Raw genomic sequence first — 13,243 nt, 5'->3', positions numbered from 1 at the left:
TGCTTAGTGACCTCGATCTCGCCCACTGCTGACTTCCTCCGGCACCTCATCGCCCGCCATGCGTTTGCGAAACAGTGCCGCGCGCGCTAGCAGCAACGTGGTCACTGGCACCGTGATTGCCATCAGGATCGGGATCAGCCAAGCGTGCAGCACGGGGCCCTGCTTGAGTGCTGAAAAGTACAGAATCGAGGCCAGGGCAACGCACCAGGTTCCCAGGGTAGAGGCCAGGGCGGGTGGGTGCATGCGCTGAAAGAACGCTTTCAGGCGAACCAGGCCGACTGCACCACTCAGGGCGAACAGGCTGCTCAGCAACAACAGCAGCGCAACCAGCACTTCGATCCAGAGGGGTAGTTCGTTCAGGTTGTTCATTCGATCACCTCGCCACGCAGCAAGAACTTGGCCAGGGCAAACGAGCCGACAAAGCCGAACAAGGCAATTAGCAGTGCCCCTTCGAAGTAGGTGTCACTGGCGTAGCGAATACCCAGTACCAGCATCATCAGCATCGCCAGAATATACAGGTAGTCCAGTGCCAGAACCCGATCCTGCGCTGACGGGCCGCGAAACAGCCGAAACAGGGTCAGGGCCATGGCCAGGGCAAAGATGAACAGGCTGGCGAGAATGGCGTTGGCAAGCAGGCCAGTCATTCGAAGATCTCCATCAGCGGACGTTCATAGGTCTGTTTGAAGTGTTCGATGAAGTGCGCTTCATCGTCCAGGTCGAACACATGCAACAGCAGCATGCTGCGATCGAGTGCCAGCTCCGACCAGATGGTGCCCGGGATCACCGTGGTGATCATCGACAAGGCTGCCAGGCCGTGGGCATCGCGCAGGTCCAGAGGGATATGCACGAAGCGGGAGCGCGGTGCCCGACGCTTTGCCGTCCAGACCCCTCGTGCCACTTGAAGATTGGAAGTCAGCACATCGATACCTACCCGCAGGATCAGGCGCAGTATGGTCCAAGGGTGGCTAATGTGTGCCGACAAGGGGCGCAGCGGTGCCATCAGCAGCGGTGCAAGCACGCCCAGTAATACAGCGAGAAGTAGGTTGCCTGGGCTCACTGAGAGGTTCAGTAACAACCACAGCAGGCAGAGCGATAGCGACAGCAGCGGAGCGGGAAACAGACGCTTCATGGTTGCACCTGTGCGCTGGCGGCTTGGCTGGTAGGGCCTGGGATGGGGCGCGTGCCGAGTACGGCGCTGACATAGTGCTCAGGGTCCTGGAGGCTTGCGGCGGTGTCATGGGCATAACGCAGCAGGGGTTCGGCGCGCACACTCAAGGCGATACACAGCCCGATCAGGGCAACGATGGGGATGCATTCGTAGCGGCGTAGCAGTGGCGAGGGGCGCTCCTGGGGTGTCCAGAAGCGCTGAATGCCGACCCGTGTGAAGGCAATCATCGAGGCCAAGCCGGAGAGTACCAGCAGTGCTACCAGTGCCCAGCCTTGAATCGACAGGGGGTGCTCAGGGGCGACGCCCAACCCCTGGGGGTTGAACAGTGCGCTGATCAGGCTGATCTTGCCAATGAAGCCTGAGAGCGGCGGCAGGCCGATGATCAGTAACGCACAGGCGATAAAACTCAGGCCGAGGAACGCCATGGTCCAAGGGATTACCTGGCCGATGACGGCCTTCTGTTCGTCATCAAGATTGATGCCTTTGGGCGGATGCAGTGACTCGAGCGGTGAGGGGTGGCAATCATCGTCATCCATAGGCAGTTCGTTGGCCGAGCGCGAACGTTCGATCAACTCGGCCAGCAAGAATAGCGCGCACAGTGCCAGCGTCGAGCTGACCAGATAGAACAATGCCCCGGCCGTCAGTGCTACCTGGCCGAAGCCGATGGCTGCCATGAGCGTGCCGGCCGAGACCAGGATGCTTAGGCTCGCCATGCGCTCCAGGCGCTGGGCGGCAAGGATCGATACCGCCGCGCAACCTAGTGTTGCCAGACCGCCATAGACTAGCCATTCGCCACCAAAGAATGATGAGGCGCCAGCCTGGCCGGAAAACAGCAAGGTCCACAAGCGCAGCACCGTGTAGGTGCCGACCTTGGTCATGATTGCAAACAGTGCGGCCACGGGGGCGCTGGCAGCGGAGTAGGCTGGCACCAGCCAGAAATTCAAAGGCCAGATCCCCGCCTTGGCCAGGAACGCGATAGCCAGGATCGCAGCGCCGGCGTGCAGCAGGCCGCGGTCAGCCTCGGGTACCAGCGGGATTTTCAGGGCCAGATCGGCCATGTTCAAGGTGCCAGTGACGCCATAGAGCATGGCTGCACCGATCAAGAACAGCGATGAAGCGAACAGGTTGATGGCGATGTAGTGCAAGCCGGACTTGACCCGTGCCCGGCCAGAGCCGTGCAGCAGTAAGCCGTAGGATGCCGCCAGTAATACTTCGAAAAATACAAACAGGTTGAACAGGTCGGCGGTCAGGAAGGCCCCGTAAAGCCCCATCAGCTGGATTTGAAACAGTGCATGGAAACTTGCCCCAGCGCCGTCCCAGCGGGCCATGGCAAAGAGCAGGGCGCTGACGCCAATGATTCCTGTCAGTACCAGCATCAGTGCAGACAGTCGATCCACTACCAGGGCGATACCGAATGGTGCCGGCCAATTGCCCGGCAGGTAGACGCCGATTGAGGCCGCCTGGCCCTGGGCTTGGACCCACAGAAGCAAGGTGATCGAAATCGCCAATCCCAGGAGGCTGGACATTAGGTTCAGACGGGCTTTCAGAGGCCTGCGCTTCTCGCCCAGGAGCAGCATCACTGCCGCCGTGAGTAAGGGCAGCAGGATCGGAGCGATGATCAGTTGGTTCATCAAACTCATTCGTTGGGCTCCCGGCCATCCACGTGGTCGGTACCGGTCAACCCGCGCGATGCCAGCAGCACGACCAGAAACAGCGCGGTCATGGCAAAGCTGATAACGATAGCGGTGAGTACCAGAGCCTGGGGCAAGGGGTCGGTGTAGTTGAGCAGGTCTTGGGGGACGCCGTCCTTGATGATCGGCTCCTTGCCGATGAACAGGCTACCCATGCTGAAAATGAACAGATTGACCCCGTAGGACAGCAAGCACAGGCCCATCACTACCTGAAAAGTTCGCGGGCGCAGGATCAACCACACGCCGGAAGCCGCGAGAACACCAATGGCTATTGCGATGACTTCTTCCATCAGGCGGCTCCTGTTTGACTGGCTTTGGGTTGATTGACCGGCCGGTGTCCGCGTACTGACTGGTGAGCCAGGGCGGTGAGAATCAACAGGGTCGAACCGACCACTACGGTGAAGATGCCGATATCGAAGAACAGCGCACTGGCCACATGGATATCACCCAGCAGTGGCAGGTGCAGGTGAGCGGTATGTGTAGTCAGGAACGGATAGCCGAGGAACATTGCGCCTGCACCGGTGAGCGTCGCGCAGAGCAAGCCGGTACCCATCCAGCGCAGCGGGCGCAGGCTCATTTGCGCCTCCACCCATTGGGTGCCAGCGACCATGTATTGGAGAATGAAGGCCACCGACATCACCAAGCCCGCAACAAAACCGCCTCCGGGCTGGTTGTGCCCGCGCATGAACAGATACATCGATACCACCAGCGCAATTGGTAGCAACAGCCGTACCAGTACGGCCGGGACCATCATGAACCCTAGCGCGGTGTCGGCAGCCTGGCGCGGGTTGACCAGGTCGGTGACAACGTCGGGTGCCAGCAAACGTTGCTGAGCCGGCAGCTGCATGCTTTCACGCGGCGGGCGGAAGCGACGCAGCAGGGCAAACACCGCCAGGGCCACGGCAACCAGTACTGTGACCTCGCCCAGGGTGTCGAAGCCGCGGAAGTCCACGAGCATGACATTGACCACGTTGCTGCCGCCGCCTTCGGGCAAGGCGCGGCTCAAGTAGAACGAGGAAATATCGTTGGGTGTAGGGCGGGTCAGCATCGAATAGGACAACAACGCCATGCCGCCGCCGACCAGCACCGCCAGAATCAGGTCACGCAGGCGACGCAAGCGCGCCTGCTCCTGGCGACCTGGCAAGGGCGAAACCCCTTCGATACGCCGTGGCAGCCAGCGCAGCCCGAGCAGGATCAGCACGGTGGTGACCACCTCGACTGCCAGTTGGGTCAAGGCCAGATCCGGTGCCGAGAACCAGACGAAGGTAATGCACGTCATCAAACCGCAAACGCTGACCATGGTCAGTGCCGCCAGTCGGTGATACTTGGCTTGCCAGGCGGCGCCCAGGGCGCAGGCAATGGCGATCAGCCAGAGGGTGACGAACACTCCAGATCCTGGAATTTTCGGGCGATCACCCCAGCTCAAACCGCTTTGCAGCATGGGTAGCAAGCCAGCGAGAAACGCTACCAGTACCAGCATGAACAGTTGTTTCTGCAGGCGTCGGGTGGTGAGCGTGCGTTCAAAGCGGCGGGCGACGCGCATCAGCATGACTTGGCCATGTTCGAACAGACGCTTGCCATTGAAACGTTCGATCACGGGCGGATTCGGGAAACGGCCCAGCTTCAATTGGTTGCGCAGCAGCAGGTATAGCCCAATGCCGCCACACATGGCGATCAGGCTCATGATCAGGGGGGCGTTCCAACCATGCCAGATGGCCAGGCTGTACTCGGGCAGGGTACCGCCGACCACCGGTAATGCGGCCGCCGCCAGCAACGGTCCGACCGACTGTGCTGGAAACATGCCTACGACCAGGCAGGTGAGCACCAGTAATTCGACCGGTGCGCGCATCCAGCGAGGCGGCTCGTGAGGGGTGTGAGGCAAGTCAGTGGCCGGCGGGCCAAAGAACACATCGACGGTAAAGCGCAAGGCATAGGCCACGCTGAAGGTGCCCGCTAAGGTAGCGATCACTGGCAGGGCGGCTTCTATCCAGGCACTGGAGCTGATGAACACCGTCTCGGCGAAGAACATTTCTTTGGACAGGAAGCCGTTCATCAACGGCACGCCAGCCATGGCGGCGCTGGCCACCATCGCCAAGGTCGCGGTAAAGGGGATCAACCGGAACAGACCGCTGAGGCGGCGGATGTCACGGGTACCGCTTTCGTGATCGATGATGCCGGCGGCCATGAACAACGAGGCTTTGAAGGTGGCATGGTTGAGGATGTGAAACACGGCCGCCACGGCCGCCAGCGGACTGTTCAGGCCTAACAACAGGGTAATCAGCCCCAGATGACTGATGGTCGAATAGGCCAGCAGGCCTTTGAGATCGTTCTGGAACATCGCCGCAAAAGCGCCAAGCAGCAGGGTACAAGCCCCGGCACCGCCTACAATCCAGAACCATTGCTCGCTACCGGACAGTACTGGCCAGAGGCGTGCGAGAAGAAACACCCCGGCCTTGACCATGGTCGCCGAATGCAGGTAAGCCGAAACGGGGGTCGGCGCCGCCATCGCGTGAGGCAACCAGAAGTGGAAGGGGAACTGTGCGCTTTTGGTCAGGGCGCCGAGCAGAATCAACGGAAGAAGGATCGGGTACAGAGCGTGATTGCGAATCAGCTCGCCGGCAGCAAGGACCTTGTCCAGGTCGTAGCTGCCGACCACATGGCCGAGCAGCAGCACCCCCGCCAGTAGGCACAAGCCGCCCGCACCCGTGACCATCAGCGCCATGTAGGCGCCGCGCCGGGCATCGGCGCGGTGGTGCCAATAGCCGATCAGCAGGAATGAGAATACGCTGGTGAGTTCCCAGAAGAACACGATCTGGATCAGGTTGCCGGAGATCACCAGGCCAAGCATTGCGCCCATGAACGCCAGAAAAAAGGCAAAAAACCGCGGCACTGGGTCCTGCGGCGACATGTAATAGCGTGCATACAGTGACACCAAGGTGCCAATGCCCAGGACCAGCAGGGAGAACAACCAAGCGAAGCCGTCCATGCGCAGGACCAGATTCAGGCCCAGGCTTGGCAACCAGAGGAATTCTTCACGGATGACGCCACCATGGGCGATCTGCGGGTACAGCAAGGCGACCTGGACGGTACCAACCAGGGCCACGAGTCCAGCAAGCAATGACTCACTGTTGCGTGCGTTGTGCGGCAAGACAGCCGCCAGGCAGCTGCCGATAAACGGCAGAAGCAGTAGCACTATCAAGGACATAGATTTCTAATCTGCAGAAGTTTGTAAGGGATCATACGTGGCGCACCGTCGATCACCAACACAGAAGCTGTGCCAGAATTCTACAAACACGGTGTATCAAACGATTTTTTTATAACAGTTTTTTACAAAGGATAGACGGGATTTGTCCCCTAGAGCCCAGGTTCTCTTCCTTGTGCAGGCGCCTGGAGTACGTCGGGAGAAACCTCCCGGCGTTTGATTTTCAGTTCACTGATGATGACGGCAAGCACGATAAGCACGCCACCTAAAAGGGCGATAGCCGGCAGGCGTTCGCCAGCGACCCGGCCGACGACGCCGGCCCAGACGGGTTCACCCGCATAGATCAGGGTCGCGCGGGTGGGCGAAACGGACTTTTGTGCCCAGTTCATCGCCACTTGAATGACCGCACTCATTGCGCCCAAGCCCACCGCGCTAAGCAGTAACAACCAGGAAAAATCCGGCAGAGGTTCCTGAGTAGGCACCACCATCAAGAAGGACAACGCCGATGCGGTTGCCAACTGCACCACGGTCACCCGCCGAACATCCACCTGGCCGGCGTAGCGACTGATCAGAATGATTTCTGCAGCGATTGCTACAGCACTGACCAACGTGGCGATTTCACCGGCACTGAATTGCAGCGAGCCGCCTTCCGGGCCGGCCAGTAGCATCAGGCCGACAAAAGCAAGGCCGATTCCAAGGCTCGGCATCAGGCCCGGACGCCGACCCAGAACCAACCACTGCAGCAATGGCACGAAGGGCACATACAACGCGGTAATAAATGCAGATTGGCTGCTGCTGATAGTTTGCAATCCATAGGTTTGCAAGCCGTAGCCGAGCATGATTGATATGCCGATCAATACCCCGGCCTTGAGTTCAGTGGCAGTCAGCCCCGACAAGGCGCGGGCCGACACCAGGCCGACAAACAGGGTGGCGGCGGCAAAGCGCAGACCGACGAAGAACATCGGCCCGCTGACGGTCATGACGTTATGCACCAACAAGAAAGTGCCACCCCAGAGCACAGTAATAAACACCAGGACCAGTTCGGCCTTGCTCAGCCGGAAGGAAACAGTAGGGCGTTCTGCAGCGTTGGATGAGGTCATGGCCTTGCACACGGAAGTAGAGCGACGCACAATTGCGGCGAAGTGGGCAGTATACTGCGCAAATCCTATCAGTGAGCAATATAGTGCACAAAGATTCCAGTCAGCGCGCGTCGGTGCTGCAACATGTCAGTCAGAACATTCGCCGCCTGCGTCATGTTGCGGCGCTTAGTCAGAGTGCTTTGGCGGAAAAATCGGGGGTCAGCCGGCGCATGCTGGTGGCCATCGAGGCGGGCGAGAAGAATGTCAGTCTGACCACGCTCGACCGTATCGCTGAAGCCCTGGGTGCTGCCTTTACCGACTTGATTCAGGCCCCTGACAACCGCGACCCTAGTCGCATTAACGAACTGGCTTGGGCTGGCGTTCATCCCGGCAGCAGGGCGGTATTGCTGGCCAGTTCGGTTGCCAGTCGCGAGGTCGAGTTGTGGGAGTGGCGCCTGGAGCCAGGGGAGGTGTACCAGTGCGAAGCAGATGCCGATGGCTGGAGTGAACAGCTGTACGTGTTCGAAGGTTGCCTGACACTGGTAATCGAGGATCAGCAGCATCAGCTGCAGGCCGGCGATTTTCTCAGTTATGCCAGCAATCGCATGCATGCCTATCGCAATGATGGTGAGGTGGCGACGCGGTTTGTCCGTAACGTGGTGATCTGAGTAAATACATCACGGGGCAATCGAGCGCCTACCGGATCTATAGGCGCAGGATTGCCCCGTGATCAGCGTCAGCCTTTGATAAATGCCCACAAATCCTGGTTGACCTTGTCTTTATGGGTGTCGGTCAGCCCATGCGGCGCGCCTGGATAGACAATCAGCGTCGCATCCGTGATCAGCTTGGCGGACTCGGGGCCCGCCGCCTGAATGGGTACGATCTGATCGTCGTCACCATGGATCACCAGGGTCGGAATGTCGAACTTGCGCAGGTCCTCACGAAAGTCAGTTTCCGAAAACGCCTTGATGCAGTCGTAGGCGTTCTTGTGGCCGGCCATCATACCCTGCATCCAGAAGGAATCGATCAATCCTTGTGATGCCTTGACGCCTGGCCGATTGAAGCCAAAGAACGGCCCCCCGGCAATGTCTTTGTACAGTTGCGAGCGATCTGCCAAGGCGCCGGCACGGATACCGTCAAAGGCCTCGATCGGGGTGCCCAGGGGATTGCTTTCGGTCTTGAGCATCAATGGCGGCACCGCTGAAATCAACCCGGCCTTGGCCAGGCGCTGGGTGCCGTGACGACCGATGTAGCGGCTGACCTCCCCCCCGCCGGTGGAGAAACCGAACAGGATCACCTCCCGCAAGTCCAGATGCTCGATCAACTGCGCCAGATCGTCGGCATAGGTGTCCATCTCGTTGCCGTCCCATGGCTGACTAGAACGGCCATGACCACGACGGTCATGGGCGATGCAGCGGTAGCCGCGGTCGGCCAGAAATAGCATCTGTGACTCCCAGCTGTCAGACGACAACGGCCAGCCGTGACTGAACACAACGGGCTGGCCGCTGCCCCAGTCCTTGTAATAGAGGGTGGTGCCGTCGCGGGTGGTGAAAGTGCTCATGACTGCAATCTCCTGTTTGGTGAACCGCCAGAGGGTCAAGCAAGCCCATTGAGATTAGAGGTTTTTGCCGGTCAGGTAGTCCTCGGTAGAAATTACGTTGGCATAGGCGAATGCCAGGGCAGCCATGAAGGCGGCATGAACCTGGGCGGCGGGTACGGTGACGCCGTTGAATGCCAGGTCGCGGGTGGCGCAAGCGTCATGGATCACTTTGACTTCATACCCAAGGTCTGCGGCGGCGCGGGTGAAGCCATCGATGCACATATGGCTCATGCTGCCGACCACTGTCACCGCCTCGATGCCATGCTCGTCCAGCACGGCCTTGAGTTTGGTGTTCAGGAACGCGTTGACTTTATGCTTGAGCACCACCGGTTCATTGCTCAGGGGGGTGACCTTGGGGTGGATCTGCGCGCCTTCGGAACCAGGTGTGAAAAAAGGCGCATCGTTGGACTCGAACTCATGGCGTACATGCACGACCAGTTGTTCTTTGGCCCGGGTCGCGGCAAGAATCCGGACAACGTTGTCAGCGGCCTGATCTGCACCGGCCAGGGTCCATTTGCCGCCTGGGAAGTAGTCGTTCTGGATGTCGATAATGATCAGCGCGTGTTTGCTCATTTCAATCGCCTCTTGCGGGGGAGTGGTTGTGGTGTGGTGATAGTTATAGGCTTGAGCGGTGCGCTTGCGGATTGGCGCGAACGACAAATTGGCGGGAAAAACTGACAATGGCCAAAGACGGCGGTACGTTGGAAATCGCTTTGCTGGTCTATCCCGGTGCGCAACTGGCGGCGGTGCATGGGTTGACCGATCTGTTCGCCATTGCCAATCGCTTGCGCCACGAGCTGGGTGCGCTGGAGCGGCCAGTGCTGCGTGTCAGCCATTGGGGCGAAGATGAAGCCCGGCAACTTTCAGTGGTATTCGACAGCCATCCCGATGGTTATCACCGCCCCCGGGTAATGATCATTCCGCCGAGCCTGACTCAGGCACCCTCCCCAGAGCTGCTTGAGCGTTACCGAGAAGCGTTGCGTCAGTGGCACCGTGACGGAGTATTGCTGGTGTCGGTGTGTGTCGGGGTGTTTTTCATTGCTGCCAGCGGGTTGCTCGATGGCCGTCCAGCCACGACCCACTGGAATTTCGCCCAATCCCTGGCCGAGCGCTTCCCTGAGATAAAGGTCGAGGCCAACCTGGCACTGCTCGATGACGGCGATATCATTACTTCAGCTGGGTTGATGGCCTGGACTGACCTCGGCCTGAAACTGGTCGAGCGTTATCTGGGCGAGACCCTGGCCGCTGAGACAGCGCGTTTTCTCGCGGTGGATCGAACCTGCGCCAGTGCGCGAGCGGGCAGTACCTTCAGGCCACGCCTGGATCATGGTGATGAAGCCGTGCTCAAGGTTCAGCACTGGTTGCAAAGTAGTGGGGCGCGGGATGTAAATTTGAAGATCATGGCAGAGTGTGCAGGCTTGGAGTCGCGGACCTTCCTGCGGCGCTTTCGCAGTGCCACCGGCCTCAAGCCCACGGAGTATTGCCAGCAGGTACGGGTTGGCCGCGCCTGCAGGATGCTCGAGTTCACTAACCGCAGCATCGACCAGATTGCCTGGGGTGTGGGCTACCAGGATCCGGGCGCCTTTCGCAAAGTCTTCCTTAAGGTGACCGGGCTAGCGCCCAGCGACTATCGACGTCGAGTGGCCGAAAGCGTCGGCTGAGCCTGAGCATCCGGACCAGGTTCCAGCAACTGCGGGCCTGGGCCCTGTTCACTCAACTGGTCATCACAGTTGCGTAACGGACAGCTCTGCAGCGACATGCAGCCGCAACCTATACAGCCATCGAGCTGGTCGCGCAGTGCCAGCATTTTGTCGATGCGTTGGGTCAGGTCTTGGCGCCACTGTTCGGACAGTCGTTGCCAGTCCGCTACACTTGGCGCGCGGCCCACGGGCAATGTCTGCAGCGCGGTGTGAATGGTTGCCAGGGGGATGCCCAGGCGCTGGGCCATCTTGATCACCGCGACTCGGCGCAGGGTTTCGCGCGGGTAGCGACGTTGATTGCCACTGCTGCGGGTGCTGTGGATCAGTCCTTTGCTCTCATAGAAATGCAGAGCGGTGACTGCAACCCCGCTGCGCAGAGCCAACTGACCGACGGTCATGACCTTCTCGGCGGTGCAAGGCTGCGGCATGTTGAAAAACCTCTTGACCTCTAGTTAGCTGGAGGTTTTACCCTGCCTGCCGTTGCATCGCAAGTACAATGGCAGGGAGACAATGCCCATGACGGCTACAGCGCGTAGTTTGTGCTTTACCCAGATGATCGAATTCGAGGTGGCGCCTGCTCGTCAGTACGCCTTGGCCCAGGCGTTGACCGAGCGCAGCGAAGTGCTCGCTTCGCAACATGTCGGCCTGATGAGCGCGAGCATCCAGGCCAGTGATGATGGCTGCCGTGTTCTGCAATACCTGCAGTGGCAGTCGCGCCACGCCTGGGAGGCGGCTGCCAGCAGTTTTGCCCAGGAACCGTTTCTGCAGCTGATTCAGCAACATCAGGCCAAAGGCGTTAACTTTGCTGCGTTTCAGACCTTGAGTAGCCTGGCGCGCAGCACCACCGATGGGCTGCATTGCAAGCTGCCGTCAGCTCAGGAGTACCAGGGCGAGTGGTGCGGGTAGTGATCGAGGCGGGCGCCGATGACCATCTCGCTGATCCAGGCGCTGAGGATCGAGCTGTAGGCTTTCTGGCTGCGGTCGCTAGAGAGCGCATGATCGGCGCCGTCTACGATTCGATGGGTCAGTGAATGCGCGCTGACGAAAGCCGAGCGGTAGCTCATCAGGGTGCTGTGCGGGACGTAGTCATCCTGCTCAGATTCGACCAGTAGCACGTCCCCGGCAAACTCTGCACACGCCCCTAGTGCACGGTTATCGGTGGGCCCCAGGGGGCGTCGGCGGTAATCCGTCAGGCGCTGGCGATCCAGGCCCTGCTTGGGCATGCTCCATTCATCGTCCCAATACAGAGCCGGTACCCGTAGCGCTAGCCATCTGACCGGTCGCAGGCCGGTCAACAGGGTGGCCAGATAACCGCCGTAACTGCTGCCAATTATGGCAATGGCGCTTGTGTCGACGGCAGGGTGGCAGACCAAGCGGTCATAGGCGGCCACCAGGTCAGCCAGATTCTGTTCGCGCGTGACGCTCAGGCGCTGGCTCTCGGTTTTTTCGTGACCGCGCAAGTCGAAGGTCATGCACACGCACCCCAGGCCAGTGATTTGCTTGGCCCGTGCCAGGTCACGCTGTTGGCTTCCGCCCCAGCCGTGGACGAAAAGAATGCCCGGCACCTTGTCGCCGGGGCTGACGATGGTGCCTGCGATCATTTCGTCGTCGACGTGGATCTCGATGGGTTCACTATGGATGGTCATAGTCGCGCAGCCGTGCATATTTGCAGATTCTTCCGAGCTCACTGTCTACCCCCTTATAGAAAATGGTCGCATCGGCGGGCAGCTCGGGCGCGTCGAAGGCTTCATGAGTGGAGGCGCGAATGTGTGTCAGTGCGGAGTCCGCAGCAAACGCCTGCAAGGCCAGGACCTCGGCGCTACTGGCACCACCAATTCGCCAGGATTGTTCAAGGACGCCACTGCGGGTTTTGCCCTGACTGTTCAGGCCTTGGGCGACGTCGTAATTGCGACGCGAGGCGATAAAGCCGGGAAAATTTTGCAGTGCCGCCTGCTCATAAGTCCTGGCTTGGGTGATGGCCAGGCGCAAAGGGTCTTCGAGTTCCAGTTGCAACAAGGTGTCGTAGTCGCCGCGGACCAGGACGAGGTCCGAACCCCCATAGATTTCTTCACCGGCATGGTCGTGGGTCAATTGCTGGGTGCCGTAGTAACTGCACAGAATGCCAGCCACCAAGGCCTGACCGACGCTGAAGGTCTGCACCTGGGTCAGGTTCTCTTCCAGCGTGAGGCCCCACAGTGCCAGCTCCTTGTCGTCCATGCCGGTCAACGCTTGCTCGACTTCCTTCATTGACGTCACCACGGTTTGGCCCCTTCCAGCGGTAGCTCGCACCGGCTTGATCCGCAGTGGACCGTCACGCAGCAATAGGGCAGCAGCGCTGCCAGCATCTTGCACACTGAACACCGTGTAACCGCGCAGTAGGGCATCACTGGCCTGACGGGCGAAGTCATCAGTCCAGCCAAGGGGATAGCGGGCATTGGCAGGCAAAGGATGGGATATCGCCTTAGTGGCCATATAGGGCCTGGTGACGACCCCACCGAATAGGTCGTGGGCTGTGGTAATGCCCATTTCATGGTAGCGGGCGGGCTCAATCAACGTTTCGGTGGGCAAGTAATAAAAGTTGTCGTACTTCGTCGGCGGTTGAGTAGGGGTAACCACCTGTGTGTGGAGTAATTGCGCCAGACGCTCGGCAAGCTGCACGTGCACACAGTGTTCGTGTTCGGGGGTATGTTCCCGGGTGTCAAGCAGTACCACGCCTTGCTTTTGGTCAGTCGAGCGGGGCATGAGGGTTCTCTCGTGCAAAGGCTGTAGTGTTGTGAAGGCCTAAGGGCAGAGAAGTTCAGCG

The 13,243-nt window shown here is 59.8% G+C and carries 15 protein-coding genes; 3 read left to right on the top strand and 12 right to left on the bottom strand.

The window, feature by feature from the left end; translation table 11 throughout:
- Nucleotides 1-3 precede the first annotated feature (3 nt).
- The 7 genes from CX511_RS17545 to CX511_RS17515 form a co-directional block, all read right to left on the bottom strand.
- Nucleotides 4-369: a Na+/H+ antiporter subunit G gene (locus tag CX511_RS17545; RefSeq protein WP_045188626.1), complete on the bottom strand. Its 366-nt coding sequence runs from the start codon at nucleotides 367-369 to the stop codon at nucleotides 4-6.
- Entirely contained in the window at nucleotides 366-644 is a 279-nt protein-coding gene (locus CX511_RS17540; protein ID WP_038612978.1) for a K+/H+ antiporter subunit F, read from the bottom strand. The genes CX511_RS17545 and CX511_RS17540 overlap by 4 nt, the downstream gene beginning before the upstream one ends.
- Entirely contained in the window at nucleotides 641-1,129 is a 489-nt protein-coding gene (locus CX511_RS17535; protein WP_045188622.1) for a Na+/H+ antiporter subunit E, read from the bottom strand. The genes CX511_RS17540 and CX511_RS17535 overlap by 4 nt, the downstream gene beginning before the upstream one ends.
- Nucleotides 1,126-2,808 carry a monovalent cation/H+ antiporter subunit D gene (locus tag CX511_RS17530; RefSeq protein ID WP_101293120.1) on the bottom strand — a complete coding sequence of 561 codons (1,683 nt, stop codon included), beginning with the start codon at nucleotides 2,806-2,808 and terminating at the stop codon, nucleotides 1,126-1,128. Before CX511_RS17530 ends, CX511_RS17535 begins: the two co-directional genes overlap by 4 nt.
- Nucleotides 2,805-3,149 carry a Na+/H+ antiporter subunit C gene (locus tag CX511_RS17525; protein WP_010224297.1) on the bottom strand — a complete coding sequence of 115 codons (345 nt, stop codon included), beginning with the start codon at nucleotides 3,147-3,149 and terminating at the stop codon, nucleotides 2,805-2,807. Before CX511_RS17525 ends, CX511_RS17530 begins: the two co-directional genes overlap by 4 nt.
- Entirely contained in the window at nucleotides 3,149-6,064 is a 2,916-nt protein-coding gene (locus CX511_RS17520; protein ID WP_045188616.1) for a monovalent cation/H+ antiporter subunit A, read from the bottom strand. The genes CX511_RS17525 and CX511_RS17520 overlap by 1 nt, the downstream gene beginning before the upstream one ends.
- Before the next feature lie 149 nt (nucleotides 6,065-6,213).
- The gene (locus CX511_RS17515) at nucleotides 6,214-7,161 is read right to left on the bottom strand and encodes a DMT family transporter (protein ID WP_045188614.1); all 948 of its coding nucleotides are present in this window, start codon (nucleotides 7,159-7,161) and stop codon (nucleotides 6,214-6,216) included.
- Between the two features lie 83 nt (nucleotides 7,162-7,244).
- Here CX511_RS17515 and CX511_RS17510 point away from each other — a divergent pair, with 83 nt between their 5' ends.
- A complete protein-coding gene (locus CX511_RS17510; protein WP_045188611.1) occupies nucleotides 7,245-7,808 on the top strand; it encodes a helix-turn-helix domain-containing protein in 564 nt (187 codons plus the stop codon).
- Nucleotides 7,809-7,876: 68 nt separating this feature from the next.
- On the opposite strand, the gene CX511_RS17505 is transcribed toward CX511_RS17510, so the two are convergent.
- Nucleotides 7,877-8,701 (bottom strand): alpha/beta fold hydrolase, encoded by an 825-nt coding sequence (locus CX511_RS17505; protein WP_045188609.1) that lies wholly within the window; start codon nucleotides 8,699-8,701, stop codon nucleotides 7,877-7,879.
- A 54-nt stretch (nucleotides 8,702-8,755) separates the two neighbouring features.
- Nucleotides 8,756-9,313, bottom strand: a complete 558-nt coding sequence (locus tag CX511_RS17500) for a cysteine hydrolase family protein (RefSeq protein ID WP_045188607.1) — start codon at nucleotides 9,311-9,313, stop codon at nucleotides 8,756-8,758.
- 107 nt (nucleotides 9,314-9,420) lie between these two features.
- Between CX511_RS17500 and CX511_RS17495 the strand changes: the two genes are divergently transcribed.
- Nucleotides 9,421-10,401 carry a GlxA family transcriptional regulator gene (locus tag CX511_RS17495; protein ID WP_101293119.1) on the top strand — a complete coding sequence of 327 codons (981 nt, stop codon included), beginning with the start codon at nucleotides 9,421-9,423 and terminating at the stop codon, nucleotides 10,399-10,401.
- Here CX511_RS17495 and soxR read toward each other — a convergent pair.
- Nucleotides 10,368-10,868, bottom strand: coding sequence for a redox-sensitive transcriptional activator SoxR (gene soxR, locus CX511_RS17490; RefSeq protein ID WP_045188603.1), 501 nt, complete (start codon nucleotides 10,866-10,868; stop codon nucleotides 10,368-10,370). The genes CX511_RS17495 and soxR overlap by 34 nt on opposite strands.
- 88 nt (nucleotides 10,869-10,956) lie before the next feature.
- On the opposite strand from soxR, the gene CX511_RS17485 reads away from it, so the two are divergent.
- A complete protein-coding gene (locus CX511_RS17485) occupies nucleotides 10,957-11,346 on the top strand; it encodes an antibiotic biosynthesis monooxygenase (RefSeq protein WP_045188600.1) in 390 nt (129 codons plus the stop codon).
- Here the strand turns inward: CX511_RS17485 and CX511_RS17480 are convergent.
- Together CX511_RS17480 and CX511_RS17475 are read right to left on the bottom strand one after the other, a co-directional pair.
- The gene (locus CX511_RS17480) at nucleotides 11,316-12,086 is read right to left on the bottom strand and encodes an alpha/beta hydrolase family protein (RefSeq protein WP_045188598.1); all 771 of its coding nucleotides are present in this window, start codon (nucleotides 12,084-12,086) and stop codon (nucleotides 11,316-11,318) included. The two genes, CX511_RS17485 and CX511_RS17480, sit on opposite strands and share 31 nt — an antisense overlap.
- Complete coding sequence (locus CX511_RS17475) at nucleotides 12,073-13,182, bottom strand: DUF3182 family protein (RefSeq protein WP_045188597.1); 1,110 nt, start codon at nucleotides 13,180-13,182, stop codon at nucleotides 12,073-12,075. Before CX511_RS17475 ends, CX511_RS17480 begins: the two co-directional genes overlap by 14 nt.
- Between the last annotated feature and the right edge of the window lie 61 nt (nucleotides 13,183-13,243).

Source organism: Pseudomonas sp. S06B 330 (genome assembly GCF_002845275.2).
Taxonomy (GTDB): domain Bacteria; phylum Pseudomonadota; class Gammaproteobacteria; order Pseudomonadales; family Pseudomonadaceae; genus Aquipseudomonas.
The sequence above is the reverse complement of the archived record's forward strand: the minus strand, read 5'-3'. Positions and strand labels throughout refer to the sequence as shown.

Bases quoted from the DNA above. Each gene is read 5' to 3' on its own strand.
- CX511_RS17545 (WP_045188626.1), bottom strand. From the start codon at position 369: ATGAACAACCTGAACGAACTACCCCTCTGGATCGAAGTGCTGGTTGCG.
- CX511_RS17540 (WP_038612978.1), bottom strand. From the start codon at position 644: ATGACTGGCCTGCTTGCCAACGCCATTCTCGCCAGCCTGTTCATCTTT.
- CX511_RS17535 (WP_045188622.1), bottom strand. From the start codon at position 1,129: ATGAAGCGTCTGTTTCCCGCTCCGCTGCTGTCGCTATCGCTCTGCCTG.
- CX511_RS17530 (WP_101293120.1), bottom strand. From the start codon at position 2,808: ATGAGTTTGATGAACCAACTGATCATCGCTCCGATCCTGCTGCCCTTA.
- CX511_RS17525 (WP_010224297.1), bottom strand. From the start codon at position 3,149: ATGGAAGAAGTCATCGCAATAGCCATTGGTGTTCTCGCGGCTTCCGGC.
- CX511_RS17520 (WP_045188616.1), bottom strand. From the start codon at position 6,064: ATGTCCTTGATAGTGCTACTGCTTCTGCCGTTTATCGGCAGCTGCCTG.
- CX511_RS17515 (WP_045188614.1), bottom strand. From the start codon at position 7,161: ATGACCTCATCCAACGCTGCAGAACGCCCTACTGTTTCCTTCCGGCTG.
- CX511_RS17505 (WP_045188609.1), bottom strand. From the start codon at position 8,701: ATGAGCACTTTCACCACCCGCGACGGCACCACCCTCTATTACAAGGAC.
- CX511_RS17500 (WP_045188607.1), bottom strand. From the start codon at position 9,313: ATGAGCAAACACGCGCTGATCATTATCGACATCCAGAACGACTACTTC.
- CX511_RS17495 (WP_101293119.1), top strand. From the start codon at position 9,421: ATGGCCAAAGACGGCGGTACGTTGGAAATCGCTTTGCTGGTCTATCCC.
- soxR (WP_045188603.1), bottom strand. From the start codon at position 10,868: ATGCCGCAGCCTTGCACCGCCGAGAAGGTCATGACCGTCGGTCAGTTG.
- CX511_RS17485 (WP_045188600.1), top strand. From the start codon at position 10,957: ATGACGGCTACAGCGCGTAGTTTGTGCTTTACCCAGATGATCGAATTC.
- CX511_RS17480 (WP_045188598.1), bottom strand. From the start codon at position 12,086: ATGACCATCCATAGTGAACCCATCGAGATCCACGTCGACGACGAAATG.
- CX511_RS17475 (WP_045188597.1), bottom strand. From the start codon at position 13,182: ATGCCCCGCTCGACTGACCAAAAGCAAGGCGTGGTACTGCTTGACACC.